This is a genomic window from Methylosarcina fibrata AML-C10 (assembly GCF_000372865.1).
Taxonomy (GTDB): Bacteria; Pseudomonadota; Gammaproteobacteria; order Methylococcales; family Methylomonadaceae; genus Methylosarcina; species Methylosarcina fibrata.
Window position 1 is genome coordinate 2,665,272 of sequence record NZ_KB889965.1, and the last position, 24,704, is coordinate 2,689,975.

At 53.7% G+C, this 24,704-nt stretch carries 19 protein-coding genes; 6 read left to right on the top strand and 13 right to left on the bottom strand.

Annotated features, from left to right (window positions below; translation table 11 throughout):
• Positions 1–48: 48 nt before the first annotated feature.
• Together tsf and rpsB are read right to left on the bottom strand one after the other, a co-directional pair.
• Positions 49–930, bottom strand: coding sequence for a translation elongation factor Ts (gene tsf / locus A3OW_RS0112585; protein WP_026223556.1), 882 nt, complete (start codon positions 928–930; stop codon positions 49–51).
• Positions 931–1,064: 134 nt separating this feature from the next.
• The gene (gene rpsB, locus A3OW_RS0112590) at positions 1,065–1,808 is read right to left on the bottom strand and encodes a 30S ribosomal protein S2 (RefSeq protein WP_026223557.1); all 744 of its coding nucleotides are present in this window, start codon (positions 1,806–1,808) and stop codon (positions 1,065–1,067) included.
• Positions 1,809–2,100: 292 nt separating this feature from the next.
• Here rpsB and map point away from each other — a divergent pair, with 292 nt between their 5' ends.
• Positions 2,101–2,874: a type I methionyl aminopeptidase gene (map, locus tag A3OW_RS0112595; RefSeq protein ID WP_020563796.1), complete on the top strand. Its 774-nt coding sequence runs from the start codon at positions 2,101–2,103 to the stop codon at positions 2,872–2,874.
• Positions 2,871–5,507 (top strand): [protein-PII] uridylyltransferase, encoded by a 2,637-nt coding sequence (gene glnD / locus A3OW_RS0112600; RefSeq protein ID WP_020563797.1) that lies wholly within the window; start codon positions 2,871–2,873, stop codon positions 5,505–5,507. Before map ends, glnD begins: the two co-directional genes overlap by 4 nt.
• Before the next feature lie 369 nt (positions 5,508–5,876).
• Here the strand turns inward: glnD and A3OW_RS0112605 are convergent, their stop codons facing one another.
• The 5 genes from A3OW_RS0112605 to A3OW_RS0112625 all read right to left on the bottom strand — a co-directional run bounded on the left by A3OW_RS0112605 (position 5,877) and on the right by A3OW_RS0112625 (position 9,165).
• Positions 5,877–6,290 carry a hypothetical protein gene (locus A3OW_RS0112605; RefSeq protein ID WP_020563798.1) on the bottom strand — a complete coding sequence of 138 codons (414 nt, stop codon included), beginning with the start codon at positions 6,288–6,290 and terminating at the stop codon, positions 5,877–5,879.
• A 142-nt stretch (positions 6,291–6,432) separates the two neighbouring features.
• On the bottom strand, positions 6,433–6,936 hold the full coding sequence (locus tag A3OW_RS0112610) for a CinA family protein (protein ID WP_020563799.1): 504 nt from the start codon (positions 6,934–6,936) through the stop codon (positions 6,433–6,435).
• A 71-nt stretch (positions 6,937–7,007) separates the two neighbouring features.
• On the bottom strand, positions 7,008–7,781 hold the full coding sequence (gene lpxA, locus A3OW_RS0112615) for an acyl-ACP--UDP-N-acetylglucosamine O-acyltransferase (RefSeq protein WP_020563800.1): 774 nt from the start codon (positions 7,779–7,781) through the stop codon (positions 7,008–7,010).
• 5 nt (positions 7,782–7,786) lie between these two features.
• On the bottom strand, positions 7,787–8,671 hold the full coding sequence (gene xerD, locus A3OW_RS0112620; RefSeq protein ID WP_020563801.1) for a site-specific tyrosine recombinase XerD: 885 nt from the start codon (positions 8,669–8,671) through the stop codon (positions 7,787–7,789).
• Positions 8,668–9,165: a methylated-DNA--[protein]-cysteine S-methyltransferase gene (locus tag A3OW_RS0112625; protein WP_020563802.1), complete on the bottom strand. Its 498-nt coding sequence runs from the start codon at positions 9,163–9,165 to the stop codon at positions 8,668–8,670. Before A3OW_RS0112625 ends, xerD begins: the two co-directional genes overlap by 4 nt.
• A 561-nt stretch (positions 9,166–9,726) precedes the next feature.
• Between A3OW_RS0112625 and A3OW_RS0112630 the strand changes: the two genes are divergently transcribed.
• Positions 9,727–12,285, top strand: coding sequence for a hypothetical protein (locus tag A3OW_RS0112630; protein WP_157385888.1), 2,559 nt, complete (start codon positions 9,727–9,729; stop codon positions 12,283–12,285).
• A 269-nt stretch (positions 12,286–12,554) separates the two neighbouring features.
• On the top strand, positions 12,555–14,429 hold the full coding sequence (locus A3OW_RS0112635) for a GMC family oxidoreductase (RefSeq protein WP_020563804.1): 1,875 nt from the start codon (positions 12,555–12,557) through the stop codon (positions 14,427–14,429).
• Between the two features lie 111 nt (positions 14,430–14,540).
• On the opposite strand, the gene icd is transcribed toward A3OW_RS0112635, so the two are convergent.
• The 4 genes from icd to A3OW_RS0112655 form a co-directional block, all read right to left on the bottom strand.
• Complete coding sequence (icd, locus tag A3OW_RS0112640; RefSeq protein WP_020563805.1) at positions 14,541–15,839, bottom strand: NADP-dependent isocitrate dehydrogenase; 1,299 nt, start codon at positions 15,837–15,839, stop codon at positions 14,541–14,543.
• Positions 15,840–16,111: 272 nt separating this feature from the next.
• A complete protein-coding gene (locus A3OW_RS0112645; RefSeq protein ID WP_020563806.1) occupies positions 16,112–16,390 on the bottom strand; it encodes an acylphosphatase in 279 nt (92 codons plus the stop codon).
• Complete coding sequence (gene rlmKL / locus A3OW_RS0112650) at positions 16,375–18,588, bottom strand: bifunctional 23S rRNA (guanine(2069)-N(7))-methyltransferase RlmK/23S rRNA (guanine(2445)-N(2))-methyltransferase RlmL (RefSeq protein ID WP_020563807.1); 2,214 nt, start codon at positions 18,586–18,588, stop codon at positions 16,375–16,377. The genes A3OW_RS0112645 and rlmKL overlap by 16 nt, the downstream gene beginning before the upstream one ends.
• Before the next feature lie 254 nt (positions 18,589–18,842).
• On the bottom strand, positions 18,843–19,322 hold the full coding sequence (locus tag A3OW_RS0112655) for an FKBP-type peptidyl-prolyl cis-trans isomerase (protein WP_020563808.1): 480 nt from the start codon (positions 19,320–19,322) through the stop codon (positions 18,843–18,845).
• Positions 19,323–19,404: 82 nt separating this feature from the next.
• Between A3OW_RS0112655 and A3OW_RS0112660 the strand changes: the two genes are divergently transcribed.
• On the top strand, positions 19,405–19,653 hold the full coding sequence (locus tag A3OW_RS0112660) for a hypothetical protein (protein ID WP_157385889.1): 249 nt from the start codon (positions 19,405–19,407) through the stop codon (positions 19,651–19,653).
• 132 nt (positions 19,654–19,785) lie between these two features.
• The gene (locus A3OW_RS0112665) at positions 19,786–20,418 is read left to right on the top strand and encodes a PilZ domain-containing protein (RefSeq protein WP_020563810.1); all 633 of its coding nucleotides are present in this window, start codon (positions 19,786–19,788) and stop codon (positions 20,416–20,418) included.
• Positions 20,419–20,517: 99 nt separating this feature from the next.
• Here A3OW_RS0112665 and dnaE read toward each other — a convergent pair whose 3' ends face one another.
• Both dnaE and A3OW_RS0112675 read right to left on the bottom strand, forming a co-directional pair.
• Complete coding sequence (gene dnaE / locus A3OW_RS0112670; protein ID WP_020563811.1) at positions 20,518–24,000, bottom strand: DNA polymerase III subunit alpha; 3,483 nt, start codon at positions 23,998–24,000, stop codon at positions 20,518–20,520.
• Positions 24,001–24,052: 52 nt separating this feature from the next.
• Positions 24,053–24,679: an inorganic pyrophosphatase gene (locus tag A3OW_RS0112675; protein ID WP_020563812.1), complete on the bottom strand. Its 627-nt coding sequence runs from the start codon at positions 24,677–24,679 to the stop codon at positions 24,053–24,055.
• Positions 24,680–24,704: the final 25 nt, after the last annotated feature.

Below are 24,704 nucleotides of genomic sequence, written 5' to 3' on the forward strand. Positions count from 1 at the left end.
CCCGCTAATGGGCTTCAAGGCAAACCCGGTCCATATCTTGCCCGGGTATTAGACGGCCCTTACCTGAGCCATAACCTCTTCGGCAAAATTTTCTTCTTTCTTTTCGATTCCTTCACCGACTTCCAGTCGAGCAAAGCGAACCACACGATTGCCCTTTGACGCGACCAGTTTGCCGACGGAAATTTTATCGTCCTTGATAAAAAGTTGCCCAAGCAACGTGACTTCGGCAAAAAATTTGCTTATCCGGCCGGCCACCATTTTTTCGATGATCTCCGCCGGCTTGCCGCTCTCGGCCGCCTGAGCCTTGAAAATTTCCTTTTCCTTTTCAATCGTTTCCTGAGGCACTTGCTCTTCGGAAACACACAGAGGCCTGCTTGCCGCGATGTGCATGGCGATGTCCTTGCCCAGCTCTTTATCGGCCTTTTCCAGCTCCACCAGCACGCCGATCTTGCTGCCGTGCAGATAACAAGCGGTACCGCCGTTTGCCGTGTGGAATTTCTCAAAACGCCGGACCGTGATATTCTCGCCCAGTTTCGCTATCAAACCGCGCCGTGTTTCGTCCACGCTCACGCCGTCGGCCAACGGCATCGCCAACAGTTGTTCTTCCGAATGAATGTCGGAAACCAGTAACGCTTCCGCCACGCTATTGACGAAATTGACGAAATCAGGCGATTTGGCAACGAAATCGGTTTCACAGTTGATGTCGACAATGGTCCCCGTTTTTTCGTCGGCGCTGATTTTGACTCCGATCATGCCTTCCGCCGCGATGCGTCCTGATTTTTTATCGGCCTTGGCCAAACCGGATTTGCGCATATTTTCGATGGCCAGCTCCATATCGCCATTGGCTTCGACCAATGCCTTCTTGCACTCCATCATGCCGGAACCCGTCCTTTCACGCAGTTCCTTCACCATACCCGCAGTAATATTCATTCTATCTTTGTCCTCAAACATTCGTCACTATAAAAACGCCCCCATACGGAGGCGTTAGTTGGCCTGATTAAATTTTGTTTTCTCTGGAAAACAATTGACTCCGCATACAACCCATGCACGCGCGAATCAGGGATTTATTGATTAGCCGCCGATTCTTCAACAAAATCATCGGCTTTTGCCGACATGCCCAAAACGGCCGTTTTGGCTTCCGTTACGGCGACGGAAGCGCATTCACAATAGAGTTTAACCGCCCGGATGGAATCGTCGTTTCCGGGAATAACATAATCGACTCCTTCCGGCGAATTGTTCGAATCGACCACGCCGACGACCGGAATGCCGAGTTTTTTGGCTTCGCTGATCGCATTCTTTTCATAGCCGACGTCCAGAACGAAGATCACATCCGGAATACCTTTCATGTCTTTTATTCCGCCCAGGCTGCGCTCCAGCTTCTGCAGCTCGCGCTCCATGCCCAGCGCTTCCTTTTTGCCGAACCGCTGATACAGGGTTCCGTCGGCTTTCATCGCTTCCAGCTCTTTCAGACGGTTGATCGATTTTTTGATGGTTTTGAAATTGGTCAGCATACCGCCCAGCCAACGATGATTGACATAAGGCATGCCGCAGCGGGTGGCTTCTTCCGCAACCACTTTGCGCGCCGCTTTTTTTGTACCGACGAACAGGATCGTGCCTTTGTTCGCCGCCATCTGCCCCAGGTAATTCATAGCATCGTTAAACAGCGGGAGCGTTTTTTCAAGATCGATAATATGAATCTTGTTGCGGGCGCCGAACAGATAAGACGCCATTTTGGGATTCCAGTAACGCGTTTGATGACCGAAATGGACACCCGCTTCTAACATTTGACGCATGGAAACTGCAGCCATTAAATTTTCTCCTTACAATTGAAATTCGGAACGCTGTTCCGAGTTGGGTTGCGCCTCCGCCTATCCCGCCTGGTAACCGGCAAACACAAGATTGCAAGGCACCCTACCAGACGTGACGATAAACGTGAGTATTAATTACAAAAAGTTAAACGTATCTTTATACCATATTTCGATTTTTCCAACAAGCCGATATCTGATAAAATAGCTTAAGGCACAATGCGGGAATTTTATCGTTCAAGATTCGTTCTTGCATATCGCACCCAAAAATCAACATCCACCTTAATCCTTGCGCATGAGCATCATCATCAAAACCGACAGTGAAATCGAAAAAATGCGTGTCGCCGGAAAACTGGCAGCCGAAGTTTTAGAAATGATCGAGCCTTACGTCGTGCCCGGCATTACCACCAACGAGCTCGATCAAATCTGCCACGATTTCATCGTCGACGTCCAGCAGGCCGTTCCCGCGCCGCTCAATTACCGCGGCTTCCCCAAGTCGATCTGCACGTCGGTCAATCATCAGGTATGCCATGGCATTCCCAGCGATAAAAAGCTGAAATCCGGCGATATCGTCAATATCGATATTACCGTCATAAAGGATCAATACCACGGCGACACGAGCAAAATGTTCTGCGTCGGCGACGTCAGTCCTCACGCCAAACGTCTGATCAAAGTCACTCAGGAATCGATGTACCGTGGCATCGAGCAAGTCAGGCCCGGCGCCACGCTGGGCGATATCGGCCATGCCATACAGAAACACGCCGAATCCAACCGCTATTCCGTGGTCAGAGAATTTTGCGGGCACGGCATCGGCAAACGCTTTCATGAAGATCCACAAGTTCTGCACTATGGCAAAGCCGGCACGGGCGAAGTCTTGACAGCCGGCATGATCATCACCATAGAGCCCATGATCAATCTTGGCAAACGTCACATCAAAGTCTTGTCCGACGGCTGGACCGCCGTCACCAAAGACCACAGCCTTTCCGCCCAATGGGAGCATACCGTTCTCGTCACTCCCGACGGCTATGAAATTCTCACTTTACGTCAAGAAGAGATCAAGTCACATTGAACGCAATCATTAAACCCTCGCTTTTTCTCGAGCAGGACCGGCTGCAATCGTTTAAACAATTGCTTAAACAAAAAGATGCGGAACTCAGGCAAAAATTCGACCCGCAAAGCTCGGTTTCGGATCTTTTACGGGAAAAATCCGATTTCATCGACGACATCTTAAGCAGTTGCTGGCAATATTTTCTGAAGGACCATGCGCCCCGGCTCGGTTTGATTGCCGTCGGGGGATACGGCAGAAGAGAGCTGTTTCCTTATTCCGATGTCGACATTCTGGTTCTGCTCGATTCCGACGACACCAGCAACTACCAGGAAGCGTTGGCTCACTTTTTTACCTTTCTCTGGGATATCGGCCTCAAACCGGGTCAGAGCGTACGTACCATAGAAGAAACCATCCAGGCCGCCGAAGGCGATCAGACGATCATGACCAGCCTGATGGAAATCCGTTTGATCGACGGCAGCGAGTTTCTCTTCGAAACGCTCAAATCACGCATAACCCCGGATAAAATCTGGCCTTCGGACCAGTTTTTCGCGGCCAAGATGCAGGAGCAGCGGCAGCGTTATGCAAAATATCACGATACCGCCTACAACCTCGAACCCAACATCAAGGAAGGTCCCGGCGGGTTACGCGACCGCCAGGTAATCGCCTGGGTTTTCAAACGGCATTACAATTCCTCGACGCTGAAGGAATTGATCAAATACGGTTTTCTGCCGGAGTCGGAGTATGCGGAACTGGTCGCCGCCGTCGAGGTTCTCTGGCGCATTCGCTACGCCCTGCACCTTCTGACCAACCGGTGCGAGGACCGGCTTATTTTCGATTATCAGCGCGAACTGGCCGCGCAGTTCGGTTTCGGTACGGAAAACCAGCAATACAATCAGGACGTCGAGAGATTCATGCAGTTTTATTTTAAAACGGTATTAGGACTCGAGCGCCTGAACGAAATGCTGCTACAGTTGTTCAACGAGCGCTTCATCGCCGGCGAAAGCTCGCCCAAGCCCGTACCGATCAACGACAACTTCGTCTCGATCAACGGCTACCTGGAAGCGACGGACGAATCCGTTTTCGAACGGCATCCGCTGGCTTTGCTGGAAGTCTTTTTGATTCTTCAGCAAAATTCCGGCCTTAAAGGCATCAGAGCCACGACCATCCGCCTGATCAGGAAAAATCTGCACCGGATCGACGACGAGTTTCGGAAAAATAAATCCGCCAATCTGCTGTTTATCGAAATTTTCCGTCAGCCGAGGGGGCTTACCACTCAATTAAGGCGCATGAACCGGTACGGCATTTTAGGAGCTTATCTTCCCTGCTTCGCCAATATCGTGGCGCGCATGCAGTATGACCTCTTCCACATTTATACGGTGGACGAGCACACTCTGTTCGTAATCCGCAACTTGCGGCGATTTGCTCTGGAAATCCACAGAAACGAGCTGCCGTTCTGCAACGATATTTTTTTATTGATTCCCAAACCCGAAATACTCTATCTTTCCGCGTTATTTCACGACATCGCCAAGGGCCGAAACGGAGATCATTCCACCATCGGTGCAGAGATCGCCAGGGATTTCTGTAGTCAGCACGACTTTTCTTCGCATGACACCAAACTGCTCGCCTGGCTGGTGCGCCATCATCTGATCATGTCGATGACGGCACAGCGCAAAGACATCAGCGATCCGGACGTCATTCACGATTTTGCCCGAAAAGTCGGCAGCACCGAATATCTCAATTATCTTTACCTGCTGACCGTCGCCGACATCCGCGCCACCAACCCCGAGCTGTGGAATTCCTGGAAGGATGCCTTACTGAAAGAGCTTTACTCAGCCACTCATACCGCCTTGCGGCACGGCTTGCCCAACCCGGTCGGACTGGAGGAACGGATCCAGGAAACCAGGAAAGAAGCCAAAGACGAGCTGATCAAGCTGGGTCTGCCCGAGCCGGTGATCGAGCAAGCGTGGCAACATGCCAGCGAGGATTATTTCTTAAGATATTCGGCCGATGAAATTGCCTGGCATACCATCGCCATCGCGTCCTCCACCGAAAAAGACCTGCCGTTGGTATTGCTGCGTCCGCAGACTCTGCGCGGCAGCGCGGAAGTCTTTGTGTACACGCAAAACAAAGGTCCCATTTTTTCGATAAGCACCGCCACGCTCGACCAACTCGGCTTGACCATCCTCGATGCCCGCATCATGACCACGCTCGACAATTATGCGCTCAACAGTTTTCAAGTCCTTGAACAGTCCGGCGAATCGATTAACGACTTACTGCGCGAAATCCATATCTGTTCCGTATTGCGCAATAATCTGCAGCTCGGAAAGGTAAAAGAACATAAAAACCTGCACAGGGAATCAAGACAGGCCAAGCATTTTCCGATTCCCACCAGCGTCCAGTTTCATGCCGATCCTTTGCACCGGCATACCATCATCGAACTCGTTACCACCGATCATGCCGGCCTCTTGTCCAAAATCGGACGGGCATTCGTCAAGCAAAACATTCATCTGCAGAACGCCAAAATTACCACGATCGGCGGGAGAGCCGAGGATATGTTCTATGTCACCGATCAGCAATTGCGCCCGATCAGCGACAAATCCAGGCAGGAAAAAATCAAGGAAGAGATAATCAGGGTTCTGGAAGATAAAAGATAGAGAAGAGCAAGAAGCGCTCTGCGGCAATTGAAAAAGGCCCTGCTTGCTTCCTTGCAAACAGGAGCCTCAAATTCAGCACCCCTTCCCCGAATGCTGTACCTCACGCATCCCTGCCGTCAATCATTGCTTTCATCCTTTTAAGCAAAGCTTTCCCCCGGCAACTGCTCCAGACCTACGCTCGCTGTCCTGCTCAACCGCTTCACCTACATCCTGTCAAGGCGAAGCTTCCTCTTTGGGGTTGCCGTTTGAAAACCTGTTTCATTGGCAGCCGTCATTTCACCCCGATCAATTCGCGCCCCGCATTCGGATGAAAATTCACTAACCAACGATACTTGTTTTGCCGCGTTTCAAAATTTATAACTTACTCACCTAAGCACAGACGTTGGAAGGCGACGCTTCCGCGCTAAACAACGCGGTATTACTGAGAAATTGAAACAGCCGGTCCTGGCTGTCGTTTTCGAAACCGATATAACGCATGCCGATGACGCATTTTTCTTTGGATAGCCTGCGGGAATAAGAAATGTGACAACGCGCTACCAGAGGCGACAAACGCCCTTCTTCGTCCGGCAGATCCAGAGAAATGGACAGTTCTACCGGTCTTCCATTACGAATAAAGCTTCCTCGCGGCGTAAGAAGATCTCGTTGAGCAAGATTGCAGAGTATGCTGACACCATCCACTGCGGTATCGATGGTCACCACCTTCACCTGTAAACCATCCTCATTGGAAACGGTCGCTGAAAGTTGCTTTGTAATCTTGCCGAAATACTTTTTCTTCACGACCATCCGTCCATACAGTCCATCCATGTACAACTGTAGTGCAAAATAAAAATTTTTCTAGTTCAAATCCGCCATTCAACATCTGAGATGGGCCGGATTTTTTGAAAAATGAATACCCGCGCCAGGAACCCATGATGCAGTCAGAAACTTAAGGCGATTTCGCAGCCGCATCGAACTCATCCAGCAGGCATCGAAGCGCTTTATGCACGGTCTGATAGCGAACTTGTTGGCGGCCGCCTTCGAATCGTTGCTCGATGCAACGGCAGTCGGAGCTTTTCTTCTGCCACGCCAGATACACCAAGCCGACCGGTTTTTCGGGAGTGCCGCCGTCCGGGCCGGCGATGCCCGTCACGGCGAGAGCGATGTCCGCATCGCTATGGCGCAGAGCGCCGGCGGCCATGTTCCTTGCTGTTTCCGCACTGACCGCTCCGAAAGTCTGCAAGGTGCTCTCGTCGACGCCGAGCATCTCGATCTTCGCCGCATTGCTGTAGGTCACGAAGCCACGGTCGAACCATTTCGAGCTGCCGGGAATTCCGGTAATGCATTGACATATCCAGCCGCCGGTGCAGGATTCGGCCAAAGCCAGCTTGTAACCGTGCCCGCATAAGATATTCCCCAACTGCGCCGCCATCGATAACAATTCATCGTGCATGATCTGCCTTCCCCATTCCTGTCGATCGAACACAACCGCCTTACGCCAAATAAGAAGCCGGCCGATTGCCGCTAGGCCGACACGTCGATGAAACCGTGCAGGCCGCGTTTCGACTTGACGGCCAGCCATTCTTTCAACAGCTTGAGCTCTTCGGTTTCTTCGAGCGAATCCAGGCTCTTTTTGTTCTTCAATAAACGAAAGGCCGCCGACAGCACATTGTAACGTTCGCCGGTAATGCCCGCCCGCCGCAAGCCGACCGTATTCAGTTTGTAATGACGCGCCGGCCGGCCGCCGATCAGCATAAAGGGGATCACGTCCATATTCAAACCGGTGGTACCCTGAACAATGGCGTAAGCTCCGATCCGGCAAAACTGATGGACCACGACGCCACCGCCCATAAAAACATGGCTGCCGATCTCTACGTGCCCACCAATAGCCACATTATTGGCGAAGATGGTCTTGTCGCCGATTCGGCAATCGTGGGCCACGTGACTGTTGTTCATGAAATAGCAGCCGGAATCGATCCGGGTTTCGCCGTTTTCCTTGGTGGCCCGGTGAGCGGTAAATCCTTCCCTGAAAACATTGTTGTCTCCGATGACGAGCCAGCTCACCGTCTCCGGTTTGAAACCGACATCCTGGGGCAATCCTCCCAATACGGCATGAGGATGCAAAATATTGCCTTCGCCCATTTTGACGTAAGGCAGGACTACCGCGTGAGCACCTACCTCGCAGCCGGACCCTATAACGACATTATTTTCAATTACGGCAAAAGGCCCTACGGTGACCTGGTCCCCCAATACTGCATTTTCTGCGATATACGCGGTCGGGTGAATGTTCTGCGTCATCTTGACTATCCTCGTGGATGATATTTGGAATGTAAATCTTTTAAACGTTCCCGCGCGATGTGGGTATAGATCTGGGTGGTCGACAAATCGGAATGCCCCAGCAACAATTGCACCACCCGCAAATCGGCACCATGATTCAGCAAATGGGTGGCAAAAGCATGTCTTAAGGTATGCGGCGATAATTCTTTAGTGATCCCGGCCTTCTTGGCATGGCGTTTTATAATATGCCAAAACGCTTGCCGAGTCATGGATTCGGCCCGATTGGTGACGAACAGATAGTCGCAAGGTCTCTCCCCCAGCAACAATTGTCTGGGCTGAGCGATGTACCTTTCCAGCCAGCTCATCGCCACTTCCCCGACCGGCACCAGCCGTTCCTTGCTGCCTTTGCCGAGAATGCGGACTACGCCCTGCCTGAAACTGACCTGCTCGAACTTCAAATTCACCAGTTCGGAGACTCTCAAGCCCGTGGCATACAGCGTCTCCAGCATCGTTTTATCCCTAAAACCGAGGGAATGGCTGATTTCCGGCGCTTCGAGCAGCAATTCGACATCCTTTTCGGAAAGAGAGCCGGGCAAAGGCCTTCCCAAACGGGGCGATTCAATCAAAGCGGTAGGATCGGCGCCGATAGCGTTTTCCCGGATATAGTATCCGTAAAAACGCCTGAGACTGGACAAAATGCGGGCCGTGGAACGGTTGCCGATGCCTTCGTCGAAGCGACTGGCCAGAAATTCCGAAATCCGGCTGCCGTCAACTTCCAGCATCGGCTTTTTTCCCAGCCATTTGGCGAATATTCTCAAATCGCTGCCGTACGCGGAAAGAGTGTTCTCACTCAAGCCTTGTTCGACCCAAAGCGCATCGAGAAACTGTTCAATCAGACTTTCCGCATTCATACTTTGCCGGACGCTTCAAACTGGAGCAATTTGATTTTGATGGCCATAGAATCACCCATCGTTTGACCGGAATAACCGCCCAGGCCATCCCGCGCCACCACCCGATGGCACGGCACGATCAGAGGGTACGGATTATCGCGGCAGGCGTTTCCGACCGCCCGCGCCGCCGAATCAATCTTTTGCGCCAAAGCCGAATAACTGATCGTCGAGCCAAAAGGAATACGGCACAGCTCAGTCCAGACTTTGTTCCGGTAGGCGCTGCCTTGCCTTAATAACTTAACCGGAACAACCGCCTCGGCATCGGCCCAGAATCGATCCAATTCCTTTTGCAACGGATGCTCGTCAAGCTGCGCGTTTTTCTCGTCAGGTTCCCAGTCAATGCCGACAATGACTTCTCCCCGCAACGAAAACGCCAAAGTCGAGATAGGGGTTTTTATCCTGACAACTTGCTCGGGGCCTTCGGCTTTTTCAACCCATTGAATGGCAAACGACATAATTTATAATCCGATCGGAAAACTCAATAACTAAACGACAGATTATAACGCGAGGCCTTTCCTGGAATCTAAACTCTTCAAAAACGCATCGCTCTTCCGAAAACTCATTCCGGACGACATTCGGGAAAAGAGTCAGGCTTGAATTTTCTCTCGGCGCGTGATTATCAGAACTAGGATCCGAATCGCATTCGGCCGTACGAAACTGTACCCGCGCCACTTTACCCTGTTTGATTTTGATTAGTGCGGCCGGTCCTCGCTGAACTCGTAGCCAAATATAAAAAATTAAGTTAAATAAATAATATTTCTTGAATTTTGATCTATTCTTATAGATTGTCCAACCGGGTTTCGGCACTCATGGGTTTTGTTCATTGCTTCCTTGCGGTTTTATCAAAAAGCAACGAAGAACCTGCGGCACGGGTCGTTTCCTGATTTTGCCCATTAGATCTCAGGCTTGAATGAAATTAAGCCGGCGCTTCATTTCGGGAGGTAAACACGACACACATATTAACGAATGATCCACGTCACACCAGCAAATGATTCTAAAACCAAGGGGTGCAAAGAATGAAAATAAAAATATCAGCCATCTCTCTTGCTCTAATGGGAGCAGGATTCATCGGACTCTCCGGTTACAGCAGTAGCAGTTGGGCCCTTTTCAACAAAAATCCCTGCAATTTGGGCAAGGCCGGCAAAGTTCTGGACGAAGCCAAATGCGCCGGAAGAACCGCCGAGAGCATCAAAGGCGCGGATGAAGACTATTTCCGGGACATGGATAACGGCGTTACCAAGGATCCCGCCAAAGTCGCCGCCGCACTGGCGCCGTTCGTTCCCGGCATTACTCCCGAGCAGGCCGTCAGGCACGCGGCCATCGGACGCAACAACTGGATCGTATGGACCGCCGGCAACGACCGCTTCTGGGATCATTTGGGCTATCAAAGCCGCGGCAATCTGGATTTTCTGAAAACGATTTCCAACCATCCCAGCCTCAAATTCAGCCGCAGCAATCGCTGGAACTATCTGGGGCTGGTCAACGAACCCTGTTTCAAAAAACCCACCGAAGCCCGAAAAGACCGCTACGGCCTATGGCTGGACGTCCGCTCTCCGGACTGTCCTGCGGACCCGTTTGAAAATGAAGAAAAATACCCCGGCGTGAAAATCGGCGCCCGCGGCAAAAACATTCCGGTCGGCTCCTATTACGGCTACGCGACCGGTATCGTCGGCGTGCGCCTGTTTCCCAACCCCGATTTCGACGAAAAAGCACAAAAGCGCTGGGATCCGGAACGCTATTACACCGACCCCAGCTATTACAACGATGAAAAACTGGTCCGCCCCTACCGCGTCGGCATGTCCTGTGGTTTCTGCCACGTCGGTCCGAACCCGACCAATCCGCCCGCCGATCCGGAAAATCCGAAATGGGAGAATCTGAACTCCAATCCCGGAGCGCAGTATTTCTGGATCAACCGCATCTTTACCTGGGACGCGGACCCCACCAGCTTTCCGTATCAACTCTTCACCACCTCGCGCCCCGGCGCTCTCGATACCTCCCTCGTATCGAGCGATTACATCAATAATCCACGGACGATGAACGCGGTTTACAGCCTCGCGGCCCGGTTGCAGAATGCGCAAAAGTTCGGCATGGAAAAACTGGGCGGCGGCAGTTTGAACAACAAACAATTGAACGATTACGTTCCCGCCAACTCGCCCTTGACCCAATTCTTCAAGGCGCCCGATACGGTATTCACCCCGCGCGTGTTGAAAGACGGCGCCGATTCGGTCGGCGCGCTCGGCGCATTGAACCGGGTCTTCATCAACATCGGCCTGTTCAGCGAAGAATGGCTGCTCCATTTCAATCCCTTGATCGGCGGCAAGCCCATTACGCCGATCCCGATCAAAACCTCTCGCCAAAACTCGGTCTACTGGCAAGCCAATGAAATGCAAACTCCGGATCTGGCGTTGTTTTTCCTCGCGACCGCTCAGCCCGATCTGCTGAAAAACGCACCCGGCGGCGACAAACACCTGACGACCGAAGCCACCGTGCTGACCCGCGGCAAGGAAGTGTTCGGCGAACGCTGCGCGCGCTGCCATTCCAGCAAATTGCCGGAAAAGGCTTACAGCTTTTTCCCGAACGGCGGCGTCGGCAAGGATTACCTGAAATACTGGGGCAATTACTGGCGCTGGACGCAAACCGACGAGTTTAAAAAGGCAATGGACGAAATCGTCAAAAAAGACGACTTCCTGAAAGACAATTTCCTGTCCACCGATCTTCGGGTGCCGGTCACGCTGCTCGAAACCAACGCTTGCAGCCCGTTGGCGACCAATGCGATCGAAGGCAACATCTGGAACGACTTTTCGTCCCAGTCCTATAAAAATCTGCCGTCGGTCGGAAAATTCACCGTGCACGACCCCTTTACCGGCAAGCCCAGTGAATTCGACATGCCCGGCGGCGGCCGCGGTTTCACCCGTCCTGCTTCGCTGATCAGCCTGTGGTCGACCGCACCGTTCCTGCTCAACAACGCCGTCGGCGAGTTCAACCCGAGCCCCGCCGTCGAGGACCGGATGCAGTCGTTCAACAACTCGATCGAACAAATGCTGTGGCCGGAAAAACGCAAAGGCAATATCCAGTATCAGACCGCCAACGGCAAAATGCTGCCGGGCTGGGTCGACAAAACGTTCGAAACCAGCTATCTGAGAGTGCCGTCCGGCTATCTGCCCAAACTGCTCAATGAACTCATTGACCGGATCGAAGGGGGCAAATTCGCCGGCGAAATGGGTCTGGAACTCGGTCCGATTCCCAAAGGCACGCCGGTCAACCTGTTGACCAACATCGATCTGGACAAGCGGGACGGCATTATCGATCGCGTCAAGCACGACCTTCAGTTGCTGAAGCTGTTCAAACAAATCAAGAAGGACTTGAAGGCGTTACCCAAGAATGCCACCGACGAGCAAGCCGTGCAAGTCTTTAAAAACCTGATCGATCCTTTGATCAAGAACAGCAAATGTCCGGACTACATCGTCAACCGAGGCCATTATTTCGGCACCGATTACTTCGTTGAAGCCGATAAGGAACCGGGTCTGAGCGATGCCGACAAGAAAGCCTTGATCGAATTCCTGAAGACTCTGTAGAAAACGTTCGGGATTGGGGAGAAGATTTATCTCACGGTAGTTTTCTCCCCGACCTCGAAATACCCATTCAAGGTGCCTTTAACCTTCACAATTTTCTCCGCAAGAAAGTTCGTATTGAGCAAATTCAATTGAACTTTCCACCTCTGACGGTCGAATTTTTTTAGGAAAAAAGTTTTGCGTTTCAGGCATCCGTTCCGATAACAAAACGGAAGCGTTCTTTCGACGACCCTTCCGATGACTCACCCGATTCGAGCTTGGAGACAAGAAAAATGACAAATTCTAACAATGCGGAATACGAGTATATTGTAGTAGGCTCAGGGGCCGGCGGCGGTACCGTCGCCGCGCGCCTGGCCGAACGCGGCAAAAAAGTGCTGGTCCTGGAAGCCGGCGGCGACCCGAAGCAACTTCAGGGCGACAATCTCGCCTTCCCCGGCGAAAAACGGCTGCCCGACGATTACGATGTTCCCGTTTTTCATCCGTTTTCGACCGAAAACGAGGCGATGCGCTGGGATTTTTTCGTACGCCATTATGAAACCGAATCGATTCAGGCCCAGGATCCTAAATACACTCCCGCCGAGAAAGGCGTGCTGTACCCGCGCGCCGGCTGCCTCGGCGGCTGCACCGCGCACAACGCGATGATCACGGTCTATCCGCACAACGCCGACTGGGACGAAGTGGCCGACATCACCGGCGACGCATCCTGGAAAGCCGACAACATGCGCAAATATTTCGAATTGATGGAAAATTGCGAACACCGTCCGAAACTTCGCAAGCTGGCGACCTGGCTCGGCATCAATCCGTCGCGCCACGGCTTCAAAGGCTGGTTTCAGACCGAAGCCGCGCTACCGCTCGAAGCGTTGGCAAAGGACAAAAAACTGGTCTTGGCGATCCTCGATTCCGCGGTCAAAGCCGCCGGCAAATTGCCAAGCTTTTTTGACCGGCTTAAATGGCAAATCCAGGGGCTGGCCGATCCGAACGATTGGCGCTTAGTCAAGGATAACGCCATAGGTCTGCATTATCCGCCACTTGCAACCACGAAAGGTAAACGTCACAGCACTCGCGAACGCCTGCTCGAAGTGCAGCAGAAACATCCGGGCAATTTGACGATCGAACTGGATGCCCTGGTCACCCGGGTCATCCTGGACGACAATAACCGCGCCGTCGGCGTCGAATACCTGAAAGGAGCAAAGCTCTACAAGGCGCACGCGAATCCGAGCAACAAACCCGGCGAACTGCGCGAAGCCTATGCCGCGAAGGAAGTGATCCTGTCCGGCGGCGCCTACAATACGCCGCAACTATTGATGCTGTCCGGCATAGGCCCGAAAGAAGAACTGCAAAAGCACGGCATTGCGGTCAAGCATCACCTGCCCGGCATCGGCGCCAACCTGCAGGACCGCTACGAAGTCGGCGTCACAAACAGAATGAACCAGGATTGGGAGGTTTTGAAAGGCGCCAAGTATTCGCCCGGCGACCCCGAGTATAACGACTGGCTAAACGGCAAAGGCGTCTATACGACCAACGGCGCGGTACTGGCGGTGATCAAGCGTTCCGTCGAAGAACGACCGTTGCCCGACCTGTTTTGCTTTGCCCTGCTTGGCAACTTCAGAGGTTATTTCCCGGGTTATTCGAAACTGATCAAAGACAACCTGAACTACCTGACCTGGGCCGTGCTAAAAGCGCACACGGTCAATCGCGCCGGCGAAGTCAGACTGGTCTCCGCCGATCCGCGCGACCGCCCCTATATCAACTTCCGTTATTTCGAAGAAGGCACCGATACTACAGGCCAGGATCTTGATTCGGTCGTCGAAGGCATCAAGTTCGTGCGCAGCATTGCCAAGCCGCTGTTCGACCAAGGCATCCTGGCCGAAGAAGTCGCACCCGGCAAAAGCGTGCAAACCGATGAACAACTGCGCGATTTCGTCCGCTACAACGCCTGGGGGCACCATGCCTCCTGCACCTGTCCGATCGGCGCCGACAACGATCCGATGGCGGTGCTGGACAGCCAGTTCCGGGTCCGCGGCATCCAGGGGCTGCGCGTCGTCGATGCGTCGGTATTTCCGAGAATCCCCGGCTTCTTCATCGTCTCGTCGATCTATATGATCGGCGAAAAAGCGGCCGACGTCATTTTAAACGCCTCCGCTTAAGCGCAATCTGCAAGCTCCGCTCCGTCTGTCGTCCGATCGAGGCATGAGCCGGACGACAGGCGGACAGCGAACCGCACCTGCCGGTCCTCCCGGCAGGCAACCGCCCTCCGGTTACAGATTATCGATCAGTACGTCGGCAAATTCGCTGCATTTCACTTCGGTCGCATTCTCCATCAGCCGGGCAAAATCGTAGGTGACCTTCTTGCCGGCAATGGCCGCATCCATTGCGCGAATCAGGGCATCGGCCGCTTCGGTCCAGCCCATGTAGCGAAGCATCATCTCGCCGGAAAGAATCAACGAACCCGGATTGACTTTGTCCAGATCCGCGTATTTGGGCGCCGTTCCGTGCGTCGCTTCGAAAACGGCGGTGCCGGTCGAATAATTGATGTTGCCTCCGGGGGCGATGCCGATGCCGCCGACCTGCGCGGCCAACGCATCGGAGAGATAATCGCCGTTCAAATTGAGCGTGGCGATCACGTCGAAGTCGTCGGGCCGAGTCAGTACCTGCTGCAGAGTGATGTCGGCAATCCCGTCTTTCATTAAAATGCGGCCCTGCGCCAGCGCTTCCGCCTGCTCCTTGTTGGCCGCGGCTTCGCCCGAAGCGGCTTTGGTTCTTTCCCAGCGGCTCCACGGATAGACCTGTTCCGCGTACTCCCGTTCGGCCAGGGCGTAGGCCCAGTTTCTGAACGCGCCTTCGGTGAATTTCATGATGTTGCCCTTATGGACCAGAGTGACGCTTTTGCGCCGATTGGCCAGGGCAAAATCGATCGCGGCCCGGACCAAACGCTCGGTTCCTTCCCGCGAAACCGGCTTGATGCCGATGCCGGCGGTTTCGGGAAAACGGATTTTGGCGTATTGCGCGGGAAAATGCTCGCGCAGCAATTGCAGGAAGCGCCGATTGTCCTCGCTGCCTTGTTCAAACTCGATACCGGCATAGATGTCTTCGGTGTTTTCCCGGAAAATGACCATGTCGACGGCCTCGGGCCGCTTGACCGGCGATGGCACGCCTTGAAACCATCGAACTGGCCGCAGGCAGACGTACAAGTCGAGTACTTGCCGCAAGGTCACGTTCAGCGAGCGAATGCCGCCGCCCACCGGCGTAGTCAAAGGACCTTTGATCGAAACCAGATAATCCCGGCAGGCATCGACCGTCGCATCCGGCAGCCAGGTATTGAACAGGCGGTTCGACTTTTCTCCGGCATAGATTTCCAGCCAATGGATTTTTCTCCGGCCGGAATAACTGCGGGCGACCGCGGCATCGAGAACCCGCACCGTGGCGCGCCAGATATCGGGCCCGGTGCCGTCGCCTTCAATATAAGGAATGATGGGATTGTCCGGCACGTTCAATTGGCCGTTCTGCATGGTGATGGCGCTGCCGTCAGGCGGCGGGACAAGGGTAAAACCGTTCATGACAACTCCAGGATGAAAATTGAACAAGCGGTCTCGGCGGCTCGATGGGGCATGGAGCGGCCGAAAAATCTCCAAAAGACTGCCGCATCATAACAAATGACGGTGGCGTTGTCTTCAGCCTAACTCGAACAATGTAATGAAAAGGCCAAGCAACTCGGGCCACTCCGGTAAGAAACCGGGCTCCGGCTGAACTGCGGAAGGAAAGACCAGCCGGGTTTTTAAAACCTGACAGGTCTGCTACGGCACAGGCCGTACACGCAAACCGAAAGGCTCTAGTCCCTGAGGATTTCGAAAGACGTCAACGGTTCTCCGGGTTCGAGCTCTACGACGTCGATACGGTCGACTCGTGCCGTAACCGGGCCCTTGCGGCACCAATGGATGAACTTCTCGATCACCAGATTTTCAGCTTCGGCAATGATTTCCACCCGTCCGTCCGGAAGGTTTCTGACACTGCCGTTCACGGCGAAATGTTTCGCCTTGTTTTGGGTAAAAAGCCGGAAATAAACCCCTTGCACCCGGCCTGAAACCTGTATTTTTACTTTACGCAACATGCCTGTATCCTCCAGCAATAATGTATTTTCGGATTGCGAGAAAAATCTTCGGGAATGGTCGAAGCCGTGATATCTTCGATTTTGAGGCCGGCCAATGCTTCGTGATCGAGTTTAAACCGCCGGAAATTGGTGGAAAAATACAAGATCCCTCCCGGCGCCAACAGGGCGGCCGCGTGCCGGATTAACGGAACGTGATCGCGTTGGACGTCGAATATCTCTTCCATTTTCTTGGAATTGGAAAAGGTCGGAGGGTCGAGAAAAATCAGGTCGTATTGCCTTTTCAGCGGACGGCCGGCTTCCTGCGTCAGCCATTCCGGACAATTGGCCTGGATGAATTCGTGATCGCCGTGAAGATCGTTCAAGGCCAGGTTTTTTTTAGCCCATTGAAGATAGGTATTGGACATGTCCACCGTCGTGGTTGCCAGAGCGCCGCCCTTCGCCGCATGAACCGTGGCGCTGCCGGTATAGGCGAACAGGTTTAAAAAGCGTTTGCCTTGCGCCTGTTGCTGAATCAGGGCCCGAATCGGGCGATGATCGAGAAACAGCCCGGTATCCAGGTAGTCCTGGAAATTGACCCACAATTTGCAGCCGCCTTCCTCGACCACATGAAACAGTCCCGAATCGCCCTGCTTTTCATACTGCTCGGTGTTTTTTTGTTTACGCCGTATTTTCAGGAAAACATGATCCGGAGGCAGATCGAGCACCCTCGGAATTTCGGCCAGCACGCCGGCCAGACGTTGATCGGCCTTGCTTTGATCGATGCTTTTCGGAGGCTCGTACTCCTGCACGTTGACCCAGACGTCTTCGCCGCGGTAAATGTCGACGGCGACGGCGTATTCCGGCAAATCCGCATCGTAAGCGCGGTAGCAACTGACCTGATTCTGCCGGGCCCATTTCGACAGTCTTTTCAGGTTCTTTTCGAGCCGGTTGGCGAACATTTCGGCGCGGGCACTGCCGTGGCCGGAAGCGCTCGAGCCGCCTTCCTTCGCCTGCTCGATCCGTTCATCCCGGCTTTTGGCCTTGGGAATAAAAAATGCGCTTTCCTCGATGTCCATCCGCAACAGCTTGCATTCCAGAGCGCCGTTGAACAGGGTTAGCGGTTTTTTCGAACGGATTCCCAAACGAAAACCCAGCTCGGGGTCGGTAATGATGATGCCGGCCTTCCAGCCTGTAAACCGCTGTTTCAAGGTTTCGCCGAATGTTTTATAGAGCGCCGGAATTTCCTTGTCATCGCCCAGGCGCTCTCCGTACGGCGGATTGCAGATGAGAAGGCCGGGATTCCAGCCGGCCGCCGGCGCCGCTTCTTCGATGTCGCGCCGTTCGACATGGATTTTGTTGTTCAGACCGGCCCGGTCGATGTGCCTTAATGCGGCATTGAGCGCTTGCCGACTCCGGTCGAAGCCGACGATGACGGGCAGTTTTTCCAGTCCGGCTGTTTTGCGCAGTTCCGCTTCATGCCGTAGGCTCTGCCAACAGTCGGCGGCGTGTTTCTTCCAGCCGAAAAATCCGAAATAATCGCGTAACAGTCCGGGCGCATAATCGGCGGCCATCATGGCGCCTTCGACGAGCAGGGTTCCGGAACCGCACATCGGATCGATCAGGGTGCCCCTCCTTTCGGCAATGGCGGGCCAGCCGCTTTTCAACAGCATTGCCGCCGCCAGGTTTTCCTTGATCGGCGCTGTGACGTTCATCTCCCGATAGCCTCGGCGATGCAGGCTTTCACCCGACAAATCGAGACTCAATTGCGCCTCCTCGCCCTGCAAATAGACATTGATGCGGATGCTCGGCCGTTCGGTGTCAATGCCGGGGCGTTTGTGAAATTTGGCCCGCATTTGATCGACGACCGCATCCTTGACCCGCAAAGCGCCGAAATGCGTGTTATTGATAGCCGGCGCGTCTTTGGCGCTGAACGAAACGGCAAAGCTGTCCTCCGGTCTCATGTGTTCAAACCAGTTGATCTTTTTTACGCCGTAATAGAGATCGTCCTGAGTTTTTACCTCAAACGAACTTAGCACCAGAAAAACCCGATTGGCGATCCTGGACCACAAACAAACGCGGTAAGCCGTTTCCAGATCTCCGTCGAAAGCAACGCCGGCCAGGGTCGGCTTGAGTTTTTCTATGCCGAGAGACTGGAGCTCTTCGGCAAGAATGGTTTCCATACCTTTGGGCGTGGTGGCAAAAAGAGGATAAGAAGGCATAAGGAAAGGCTAAAAGGCGTCGGATGGATTGAAATGATCGGCTACGCCCGCAGTATAGGAAAATTTATCGATGTCCGGTAGTCCGGGCAGCGCTGTTTGCTTGTCATTGTCGGGCAGCGAAGCCCGCCCTCTATCCGCACAAAAGAAACAAGACAACGACGGCGGAACCGCTATTCCGCCACTGAAAACGAAAACAGACTGCGGGCTTCCGGATCACGGGGACATGAGCGGAGCCCGCATTTTATTACGGTAATTTAATTAATCTTGATTAATTCAACATCGAAAATCAATGTTTCATTAGGACCGATCGGCCCGGCGCCGTGAGCGCCATAGGCCAGTTCGGATGGAATGAAAAAACGAAATTGGTCACCTTCCTTCATCAACTGAACGCCTTCGGTCCAGCCTTTGATGACCTGATTCAACGGAAAGGTGGCGGGTACGCCGCGGCCGTAGGAACTGTCAAATTCCTTGCCGTCGATCGTAGTGCCTTTGTAATGTACGGTCACGTTGTCGGTTGCCGTAGGAGACGTCTTGCCGTTTCCTTTCTTGATGACTTCGTATTGTAAGCCGCTGGCGGTAGTGATGACGTTTGCTTTTTGGGCATTTTGCGCCAGAAAGGCTTTGCCCTGAGCTTTGCTTTCTTCCGGCGTAGTCGCGTTCGCCAGCGACCAGATGGTTAATCCAATTAGAACTGCGGAGACAAATGAACTGATTTGGATATGAATTTTTCTCACGGTTTCTCCTCGCGTCGATTTTAAAATTAGGGTGTATCAAAAAATCCTGTTTTATCCGGCCTACATTATGACATGTAATAAATTGGAAATTAAAGCCTTGATTCCGGATAACGCCCTATTAAAGACCGATTTCTGCCGTTTGAATTGTGCGAAAAAACTGAAAAAAATCAGCCGCCGCAGCCAATGGACAGCCTTTCACAAAATAGAAGACGAGCGGGGTCATCAAAGAAGTCGTCTTTGCCTTTCTCTTTGTTATTTTCCTCGAGCCTGCGCCAATCTCCGCTTTGCCGATGAAACCGGAGAGCGGTTACTCACCGCAGAAAATTTATGAAACAGTCAATTTCTTGCTGGTCACTTAATTCCATAGCCATAACCTGAATTCGCCAGCTATAATTTTTACAATTAAAAAGTATTATATCCGCCAGTAATAACCGATAAGAAAACGAAAGGCGAGGAGAGTCGGATGAACTCAAAAATACAGCGATCGCATCGTAAAAACCTGGAATTGCACGGTTTGATTTATTTCGGCGGACAGGAACAAAACATCATCGTCAAAAATCTGTCGATCACCGGATTACTGGCCGAATTACGGAATAATCCGGAGAGCCCTGCAACAACGATCGATGCCATATTCGACGTCCTGAAAGGCTCCACTTTAGTGGACCTGTTCCTTCCCGAAATGAACCTGACGGGAGAAGCCGAAATCATCCGGGTGGACATGCTAAAAGACAGCCTTCTGATTGCCATGGAATTCAAGACGCTGTCCTTTGAAAACGATCATTCTCTTTATTCGAGAAAAGAATACAGAAAAAGAATGCAGGGCTCGGGAAGGATTTTACTGAACGGACAATACCACGAATTCAATATGGTCAACGTGTCGTTTCTCGGTTTGATGATTCAATTGAACAAAAGAATAGACGTCGAAGAAAATACGATCACGGTATTCAGTTTCAAACCGCTCGAATTGAGCGGCGACGTCCGGATCATCTGGCTTGAGCATCTGCCGAACGACGAAACGCTGATGGGTTTACAGTTTCTCGACATCGAAAGTACCGTCATCAAGGGCCTACCCCGCTTTACCAGGCAAACGCTTTAGCTTTATCCGGCAGTCCGCCGAGACCCGCCCCGCATTTCGTGCCCGGCCGCTTGATTGCCTTTCTCGATCAGGCATTTTCCAAGCGCTGTTCCGGTGGTTTTACCGGTATTTAACATCCACCGCTTGCGTTCCAAGCAGGCGCTTTAACCGCAGAATCAGTTCATCGGTGGCTCGAACGCGCCACTCGTCGCCCAGCCGTACCAGCGCCTGAGCCTGTGCCGATCGGTAATCGATCAGAATGGGGCAGCCGCCGCCTTTGAACGGAATCAGTTCGGGAGTCAACTTGCGGACGATGGAATCGCCGTTGTCGGCGGCGTTCCAGGTCAATTGCAGACCTCTCGCGAAGGCGTCCCGGGCCTCTTCGATACTGTAAAGCTTCTCCGCGGTGAGCCGCAGGGATCCGGTAAAATCGTCCACCGTCAGCGAACCTTCGCTCACCAAAAGCGTATCGCGCGACAGCAAATTCCGGTATTTTTCGTAGACGTCGCTATAGACCGCCAGTTCGAGCCGGCCCGACCGGTCGTCGATGACGGCAAAGCCCATGGTTTTGCCGCTCTTGCTTTGCCGCGTGCGGATATCGATGACCAGCCCGGCCACGCGCGCTTCCATCTTTCCTTTCGAACGCTCCACCTCGCCCTGAAGCGCGGCGATCTTGCCGTGAGTAAACTGTTTGATTTCCTGCTCGTACTGATCGATCGGATGCCCGGTCAAAAACAGGCCGAGCGTCAATTTTTCCGCGGCCAGACGTTCATTGTCCGACCAGGGCGCCACGGCATTGGCATAAGCTTTCTCGTCCGCCTCGCCGGCGCTGGATACCGCCAGCCCGAACAAATCGTTTTGCCCGGTTTGCACCACCTTTTCATGCTGTTCGGCCACTTTTAACGCGGTCGCCAGCTCGGCCAGATGGGCGGCCCGGTTGGCATCGAATTGATCAAAGGCTCCGGCCCGGCACAGCGCTTCCAGCACCCTTCGGTTGACCTTGCGCAGATCGACCCGCTTGCACAGGTCGTACAGGCCGGAAAAAGGGCCGTTTTTTTCCCGTTCCTCGAGCATGTCCTCGATCGCGGCCTGGCCCACGCCCTTGATCGCGCCGAGGCCGTAAACGATGCGGTGGTTCCGGTCGACGGTGAACCGGTAGTCGGACACGTTGACGTCGGGCGGACAGATCGCCAGCTTCATCTGCCGGCATTCTTCGATCAACACCACGACCTTGTCGGTATTGTCCATGTCCGAGGACAAGACGGCGGCCATGAACGCGGCGGGATAATGCGCCTTCAGCCAGGCGGTCTGATAAGCGACCAGCGCGTAGGCGGCCGAGTGCGATTTATTGAAACCGTAGCCGGCGAATTTTTCCATCAGATCGAAAATATAAGTGGCAATGCCTTCGTCGATCCCGTTGGCGACCGCGCCTTGCGTGAAGATCTCCCGCTGCTTGGCCATTTCTTCCGGCTTTTTCTTGCCCATCGCGCGCCGGAGCATGTCGGCTCCGCCGAGCGTATACTGCGCCATTTCCCGGGCGATCTGCATCACCTGCTCCTGATAGAGAATAACGCCGTTGGTCGGTTTCAGAATAGGGATCAGCAGCGGATGGGCGTATTCGGCCTTGGCGCCGTGCTTGACGTTGATGTAGTCGTCGACCATGCCCGATTCCAAAGGTCCCGGACGAAACAGCGCCACCAGCGCGATGATGTCGTCGAAGCAGTCAGGCTTGAGTTTTTTGATCAACTCTTTCATGCCGCGCGATTCCAGCTGAAAAACCGCCGTCGTCTGGGCGTTTTTCAACAGTTCGTAAGAGGCGGGGTCGTCCCGCGGAATCGTGCTGATATCGATCGGCGGTTTGCCTTCTTCCCGGTTTTTTTGATTGATCGTCTGCAGCGCCCAGTCGATGATCGTCAACGTGCGCAGACCCAGAAAGTCGAACTTGACCAGGCCGACGGCCTCGACATCGTCCTTGTCGAACTGGGTCACCAGATTGCCCCCGCCCTGCTCGCAATACAGCGGCGTAAAGTCGGTCAATTTGGTCGGAGAAATAACGACTCCGCCGGCGTGCTTGCCCGCGTTCCGGGCCATACCTTCGAGCGAACGGGCCATGTCGATCAGGCTTTTGACTTCCTCTTCGGTATCGTAGAGCTGCTTCAGCTCGGGGCTGTCCTTGAGCGCCTTTTCCAGGGTCATGCCGATCTCGAACGGAATCAGCTTGGCCAGCCGGTCAACGAAGCCGTAGGAAAAGCCCAGTACCCGGCCGACATCCCGGATGACCGCCTTGGCCGCCATCGAGCCGTAGGTGATGATCTGAGCGACATGATCGCGGCCGTAATGCTCGGCCACATAATCGATCACCTCGTCGCGCCGATCCATGCAGAAATCGACGTCGAAGTCCGGCATCGATATCCGCTCCGGATTCAAAAAGCGCTCGAACAACAGGTCGAATTCGATCGGATCGAGGTCGGTGATTTTAAGCGCGTACGCCACCAGAGACCCCGCGCCCGAGCCGCGTCCGGGGCCGACCGGGATCTGATGGTTCTTGGCCCACTGAATGAAGTCGGCAACGATCATGAAATAGCCGGGAAAACCCATCTGGGTAATCACTTGCAATTCGGTCTCCAGGCGCTCGTCATAAACGCGCCGGTTCTCCTCGTCGCTGCTTTTGCCGCAAGGCGGATGATGCTGCAGGCGCTCTTCCAGCCCTTTTCTGGAAGCCTCGGCCATGACCTCGCCCAAGGTCATTCCGGCAGGCACCGGATAGTCCGGCAGAAAATTCTTGCCGAGGGTCAGCTCCAGATTGCAGCGCGCGGCAATCTCGACCGAGTTTTCCAGAGCCTCCGGAATATCGGCGAACAACGCCGCCATTTCCTCGCTGCTGCGCAGATACTGCTGATCGGTATAATCCTTCGGCCGGCGGGTGTCGTCCAGCACCCGGCCCTGATTGATGCAGACCCGGACCTCGTGCGCGGCAAAATCGTCCTGCTTGAGAAAGCGCACGTCGTTGGTGGCGACGACCGGCAGATCCGCGGCCAGAGCCAGATCGAGCGCGGCGGCGATGTAATGCTCTTCTCCGGGCTTGCCGACCCGCTGCAGCTCCAGATAGAAACTATCCGGGAACAGCGCGCGCCATTGCTCGGCCAGACGCATCGCGGCGTCCTTGTTCTCGGCCAAAAGAGCTCTGCCGATGTCGCCGTGCATCGCGCCCGACAAGGCAATCAAGCCGTCGCGATTGGCAACCAGCCAGTCGTGTTTGAGCATCGGCACGCCCTGATGCTGGCCTTCCTGGTAGGCTTTCGAGATCAATTCGGTCAGCGTGACATAACCTCGTCGGTTTTTGGCCAGCAAGGTCAGACGAGTGGGATTGGCGGGCTCCTCCGGATTGAAAATCAATACGTCCGAGCCGGCGATCGGCTTGATGCCTTGCGCCATCGCCGCGCGGTAAAATTTGACCAGAGCAAACAGATTGACGTGATCGGTGATCGCCGCCGCAGGCATCGCCAGTTCGGCCAGCCGTTTCATCAGCGGCTTGATTTTAACGATGCCGTCGACCAGCGAAAATTCGGTATGGAGCCTCAGATGAACGAATTTCGGCTGCATAAGCTTTACGAACTGCTGAAAGGAGGAAAAGAACGGCCGCTCTTCGGCACCATCATAAATCCGACAAGCCGTTAAAAAGGCTCATGTAATCCTGCATCGAACGGATGATGACCTCATGCGCTTCGGCCCGCCCATACACATCGGTTATTTCGCAGGTGGGTTTCTCGCCAGGCAGATTTTTATAGGTCAAAAAATAGTGCATCAGCCGATTGATGTAGGAAGTCGGACAGTCCGACACGTCGGTCCATTGCCGGTAAAACTCGTCCCCTTTCATTACCGCAATAATCTTGTCGTCGGCTTCGCCGTTGTCGAGCAGCCGGAAGCCGCCCACCGGAATCGCCTGCAGGATGATGTCGCCGTGGGTGACGCTGCGTTCGCTCAGAACACAGATGTCCAGGGGGTCGCCGTCGCCCTTGATGTCCCTTTTGCCGGATTTCAACGCGGCGAATTCGGCCACCTTGCTGCCGCAGCAGGTTCTCGGAATGAACCCGTACAAGGTCGGCACCATGTTGGAAAACTTTTGCGGGCGGTCGATTTTTAAAAAACCGCTCTGTTTGTCGATTTCGTATTTGACGGTATCGGTCGGCACGATTTCGATAAAGGCGGTGACAATGGACGGCGTATTGTCGCCCGCGCTGATGCCGTGCCAGGGATGGGCTCTATAATGATAATTGTTCATAATTTATAAAAGTCGCTTCAATCTT